Consider the following 5,411-nt stretch of genomic DNA (forward strand, 5'->3'; position numbering starts at 1 on the left):
CTGAGCAGGCGCTTGAATCCTTGCAATAGGAGACCTCCGCCGCAGACTTCTATCAGCAAGATCATCAGGTCGTGACTGATAAGCTTGCTGCGCTTCAGGCGCAAGAGCAAAAGGTTGAAGAGCTGATGGAGCGTTGGGTCGAGCTGGAAGCAATGCAGGAAGACTGAATCATTCCGCACATGTGTATGACGGGAGCGTGAGTCTGACAATAACACGGGAGGGATTGCCTCCCGTGTTATGAGATGAAGCGGAAAGAGTTACTCTTGTTCTGCGTCCTTCACGCGGACTGCCAGCACATCACAGTTCGCACCATGCAATACACTATTCGCAGTTGAACCGAGTAGCAGGGCTAAACCGTGGCGTCCATGGCTACCTACGATGATCAGGTCGATCTCTTTCTCCTGAGCAAGTCGGTGGATTTCGGTTTCTGTGTGTCCTGTAATGACCAGTTGCTGTGTCACAGGATAATCCAGTCTTTCAGAGTACTTTTGCAGACGGCTGTGAGCGTGATCATCTAACTGTTCCTGGATGGTGGTCAGATCCATCGGCACGTCACCACCGTAGGCGAAACTCAGCGGTTCAATTACATGTAATAGATAGAGTTCTGCTGAGTTAGCAGATGCAATTTCCCGAGCTTTGTCGATCAGCTGATCGCATTCAGCGGAGAGGTCTAGTGCAAGAAGAATTTTTCCATACAGGCTCATTGTCGCATTCCTTCTGTTTGGCTCACTTAGAGAGTAGCATAGGGCCCGCCGCTAGGGTGGCAGAGACCTTGATCACCATCAACAACGGAGAGTTTTCATGAAGTGGGCAATCATCATTCTGATTATGCTATCACTGCTTGGTTCAATTATGTGGGTTATGCCAACACCTCGGCAGCGTTTTCAGGCAGAGCTGCGCGCAAAAGCAAAGCCCTTGGGGTTTCAGGTTCAGATGGTGAGACTGACCGCACCTAGAGCTAAAGGGGAAATGGAGTCGGGACAGTATTCTGTGATGGCGTACCGATTGCCGCGCCTGAATGTCGACAAAAAAACAGCGAACACCATTACTCCATGGCATGCGTTTAGGGTCGAATCGATTGCAAACACTGGATTGCCGGAAGGGTGGAGTTGGGGCTTTGGTGAAAATGTCCTTAGTGAAGAAGCGCTGGCATTGTTAAAAGATATTATCGATATATTGCCGAGTGGCGTCTCTTCAATCGAATCTACTCCAATTCAGGCGACCGTGCACTGGGACGAAAATGGCAGTATTGAAGACTTGGGCCTGATAAAAGCGCAGATTGAGCGGATTCTGGAAGCGAAAATCTGATCTGTGAGTTGCTCGGGGTATCGTCTTAACGTACTTAATAGGAAGCAAAATGACGCAAAATAACCTGCCTGAACCCGGTCGATATCTGCATTATAAAGGTGCAGAGTACGAAGTCCTGTATTGCGCACGTCATTCTGAAACTGAGGAGTGGCTAGTCGTTTACAAGCAGTGCTATGGCGATGAAGGTGTTTGGGTACGACCGTTGGCAATGTTCTGTGAGCAGGTGATGCTGGAAAACGGTGAAAATGTCCAACGTTTCAAGGCGATAGACGCCTGATGGCGTCACATTAGCTTATCAATGCTATCAGCCAGAGTGCCGCGTCCGTGGTTGCGCTTTGGCTGAATCTTCTCTATTTCGTGATTGACTTTCTCTAGCCGGGCTTGCCTGTCCTGATGGGAAATCGCACCTTTCAGCAGAATAGCTTTCGCGTGTTTGTAGTGAGATAACGCAGTGTTTTTGTCACCTTGTAAAAGCAGGTTGTTTCCCTGAGTCAAATGAGCGTCGGCAACAACTGTGACTTTCAGCAAATGGAGGTCTCGGCGATAGCTTTTTGCGAGTGCTGGGCTAATCTTTCCAGCATAGGCCATCTGTAAAATGAGCTTTTCAACGAAGTTTATATAGATTTGCACCCGTTTGAGCGCGCGATCGCTGTCGAGTATCTGATTTGCCGGCAGAGACTGGTCTGCGTCTTCTTTTAATTGGGTCATCGATGCCAGCAGATCAGAGTCTGGTGCGAGCATTGCAATCTCATCGTACATCGCCATCGCATGAACGTTGAGTTTGTCGATGATCTCAGGATTGCAGTCGATTTCACGCAGGACTTTCAGAGAGGTGAAAACGGTCTCAGACTGCTGTCTAAGCCAGTTCAGACGGTGTTCTTTGGCTTCGGCTTGCTGCTCACGAGTCGAGATCAGATAGTTGACTGTGATGGCAACGATACCGACGACGCAGATTAAAATGACATACAGCAAATTGTCTTGAAGCATAGAAATATTCTTATGAACCAGCCGTTATAAATTGTTGTAAAAATCAGCCGAATTGTCCCTTTAATATGGGGTTCGGTAAAGTGCATTAGCCTAATTAAACGAACGAAAAAACGAATTCTTTCTTGACCGAACCATTTTCAGTACTTATATAATGCACCGAAATTAAGTTTATAGCCGTTCGCCCGAAGGATCATACCCGTATGGGAAAGTCTCTGGTAATAGTCGAGTCACCAGCCAAAGCCAAGACCATTAATAAATATCTTGGTAATCAGTACGTTGTTAAATCAAGTGTAGGTCATATTCGAGACCTGCCGACGAGTGGCAGCGGCCCTAAAAGCGATCCAAAAGAACGCGCGCGTCAGGCAGCGTTAACCCGGAAAATGAATCCGGATGAGAAAGCTATCTATAAAAAGCGTAAAGCAAAGGCGCAGTTAATTACCCGAATGGGTGTTGATCCCGAAAATGATTGGGAAGCGGCTTACGATATTTTGCCCGGAAAAGAAAAGGTCGTAGATGAGTTACGCCGCTTGGCGAAGTCTGCTGATCAGATCTATCTCGCGACCGATTTGGACCGCGAGGGGGAAGCGATTGCATGGCATTTGCGTGAAGCCATTGGTGGCGATGAAACGCGATACAGTCGCGTCGTATTCAATGAGATAACCAAGAAGGCGATCCAGAACGCCTTTGAGGCGCCGTCAGCGCTCGATATGGATCGTGTTAATGCTCAGCAGGCGCGTCGCTTCCTCGACCGTGTGGTGGGTTATATGGTGTCTCCGCTGCTATGGGAAAAAATTGCACGCGGTCTGTCCGCCGGTCGGGTGCAGTCTGTTGCTGTGCGTTTGGTTGTAGAGCGAGAGCGAGAGATTCGGGCGTTTATTCCAGAAGAGTTCTGGGAAATGCATGCGGATACCGCGACGGATGCGGGAGAGGCGCTGCGCCTTCAGGTCGCAAAAGTAGGTGGTAAAGAATTCCGGCCGGGGTCTGAAGCTGAAACCACAGCGCACTTGAACACATTGAAGGCAAGCGCTTTCAGTGTCTTGAAGCGCGAGGATCGCCCGACAACCAGCAAACCATCAGCGCCGTTTATTACCTCTACGCTACAGCAGGCAGCAAGTACCCGAATGGGGTTTGGCGTTAAGAAGACGATGATGCTGGCTCAGCGTCTCTATGAGGCGGGTTACATCACCTACATGCGTACGGACTCCACCAATTTGAGTGGCGAAGCCGTTGAGGCGTGTCGCGGTTACATTCAGAAGCACTACGGCGACGATTATCTGCCGGGTGAAGCAATTCGTTACTCCAGCAAGGAGGGGGCGCAGGAAGCGCACGAGGCCATTCGACCTTCCGATGTAACGGTGCCGCCAACATCGCTGACAGGTATGGATCGTGATGCTGAACGCCTGTATGACCTCATTCGTTGCCAGTTTATTGCGTGTCAGATGACACCTGCACAGTACACCAGCTCACGTATTATCGTAACGGCGGGTGACTTTGAACTGCGAACCAAGGGGCGTATTTTGCGCTTTGATGGTTATACGCGCGTACTGGCTGCCCGTGGTAAGGGTGATGAAGATGTGATCTTGCCGGATGTGAAGGCAGGTGAAACGCTGATTCTGTCTGAATTGACCCCGAAGCAGCATTTTACTAAGCCAACCGCTCGCTTTACCGAAGCAAGCCTGGTTAAAGAGCTTGAAAAGCGTGGGATTGGTCGTCCGTCAACTTACGCATCTATTATTTCCACCATTCAGGATCGCGGTTACGTCGAAGTGCAGAACCGTCGTTTTTATGCGCAGAAAATGGGTGACATTGTTACCGAGCGTCTGACGGAAAACTTCACCGATCTGATGGACTATAGCTTCACTGCGCGCATGGAGGAGTCACTGGATGACATCGCCAGCGGAAGTGCAGACTGGAAGGAGCTGCTGGGGCGTTTCTACGAAGGGTTTGTTCGTCGGCTGGATGAAGCACAGAGTGCCGAAGGCGGCATGCGTCCGAATGACCCAACCGACACCGATATTGAATGCCCGGATTGTGGCCGTAACATGATGATCCGCACGGGTAGTACAGGTGTGTTCCTTGGGTGTTCTGGATATAGTCTGCCACCGAAAGAGCGTTGTAAGTGCACGATCAACCTGGTGCCAGGGGATGAGGTTGTTAGCGTTGACGGCGATGAGGAAGAAGAGTCCCGCATTCTGCGAAATAAGCATCGTTGCAAGTTGTGTGATGCAGCGATGGATTCTTACCTGATTGATGCTAGCCGTAAGTTGCATGTTTGCGGTAACAATCCAGATTGTTCCGGTTTTGAGGTTGAGGGCGGTGAGTTCCGCTTGAAAGGCTATGATGGCCCAAGTATCGAATGCGACAAGTGTGGCAATGAGATGCAGCTCAAGACAGGCCGCTTTGGTAAATTCTTTGGCTGTACGAATTCAGAGTGTAAAAACACCCGCAAGTTGTTGAAGAGCGGTGAGCCTGCACCACCTAAAATGGATCCTGTCCCTATGCCTGAGTTGCAGTGTGAAAAGGTGGAGGATACCTACATTCTGCGAGATGGCGCGAGTGGTTTGTTCCTGGCGGCAAGCCAGTTTCCGAAAAATCGTGAAACACGTGCACCAAAAGTGTCCGAGATCATTCCTCATCAGAGTGAGATTGATCCAAAATATAGCTTCCTGTTTTCAGCACCCGTGAAGGATGCTGATGGTAATCCGGCAATTATCCGATATAGCCGTAAAACCAAAGAGCAGTACGTAATGAGTGAGGTGGAGAGTAAAGCTACCGGCTGGAAAGCATATTACGTCGACGGTAAATGGGTTGAGGAACAGCCTAAGCCGAAGAAAGCTGCGAAGAAAACCACGAAGAAAAAGTAAACCTGTATAGGTTCAGGGGAAGTTGATGAGCGGTATCTATCTGGCACGGACTAACCAGAAACTGAATTTTTCACGTATTCATATTGAGTCGCTGAAAGAAGCGCAAGGCACAACAGGCTGGAGCAAGCATGCGCTGATTGAGTCGTACAACGAATCAGTGCTTTTTCATCTGGCTTCAACGTATGATGCATTCTTGCGTGAAGTGGCAGAACTATACCGCTTTGATACTGAAACCTTTGTGGGTTACCGTGC

At 49.5% G+C, this 5,411-nt stretch carries 6 protein-coding genes; 4 read left to right on the forward strand and 2 right to left on the reverse strand.

Annotated elements, in window-relative coordinates; translation table 11 throughout:
• Nucleotides 1-257: 257 nt before the first annotated feature.
• Nucleotides 258-704, reverse strand: a complete 447-nt coding sequence (locus ABYW01_RS13125; protein ID WP_372833389.1) for a universal stress protein — start codon at nucleotides 702-704, stop codon at nucleotides 258-260.
• A gap of 97 nt (nucleotides 705-801) precedes the next feature.
• On the opposite strand from ABYW01_RS13125, the gene ABYW01_RS13130 reads away from it, so the two are divergent.
• Both ABYW01_RS13130 and ABYW01_RS13135 read left to right on the forward strand, forming a co-directional pair.
• Entirely contained in the window at nucleotides 802-1,308 is a 507-nt protein-coding gene (locus ABYW01_RS13130; RefSeq protein WP_372833390.1) for a hypothetical protein, read from the forward strand.
• 49 nt (nucleotides 1,309-1,357) lie between these two features.
• Nucleotides 1,358-1,585 carry a DUF1653 domain-containing protein gene (locus ABYW01_RS13135; RefSeq protein ID WP_372833392.1) on the forward strand — a complete coding sequence of 76 codons (228 nt, stop codon included), beginning with the start codon at nucleotides 1,358-1,360 and terminating at the stop codon, nucleotides 1,583-1,585.
• Nucleotides 1,586-1,590: 5 nt separating this feature from the next.
• Here ABYW01_RS13135 and ABYW01_RS13140 read toward each other — a convergent pair whose 3' ends face one another.
• Entirely contained in the window at nucleotides 1,591-2,295 is a 705-nt protein-coding gene (locus tag ABYW01_RS13140; RefSeq protein WP_372833394.1) for a DNA topoisomerase I, read from the reverse strand.
• A gap of 200 nt (nucleotides 2,296-2,495) precedes the next feature.
• Between ABYW01_RS13140 and topA the strand changes: the two genes are divergently transcribed.
• Complete coding sequence (gene topA, locus ABYW01_RS13145; protein ID WP_372833397.1) at nucleotides 2,496-5,159, forward strand: type I DNA topoisomerase; 2,664 nt, start codon at nucleotides 2,496-2,498, stop codon at nucleotides 5,157-5,159.
• Nucleotides 5,160-5,184: 25 nt separating this feature from the next.
• The coding region (locus ABYW01_RS13150) for a DUF6586 family protein (RefSeq protein ID WP_372833399.1) at nucleotides 5,185-5,411 on the forward strand (227 nt) is incomplete at its 3' end.

Source organism: Pontibacterium sp., assembly GCF_041587635.1.
Taxonomy (GTDB): domain Bacteria; phylum Pseudomonadota; class Gammaproteobacteria; order Pseudomonadales; family Balneatricaceae; genus Pontibacterium.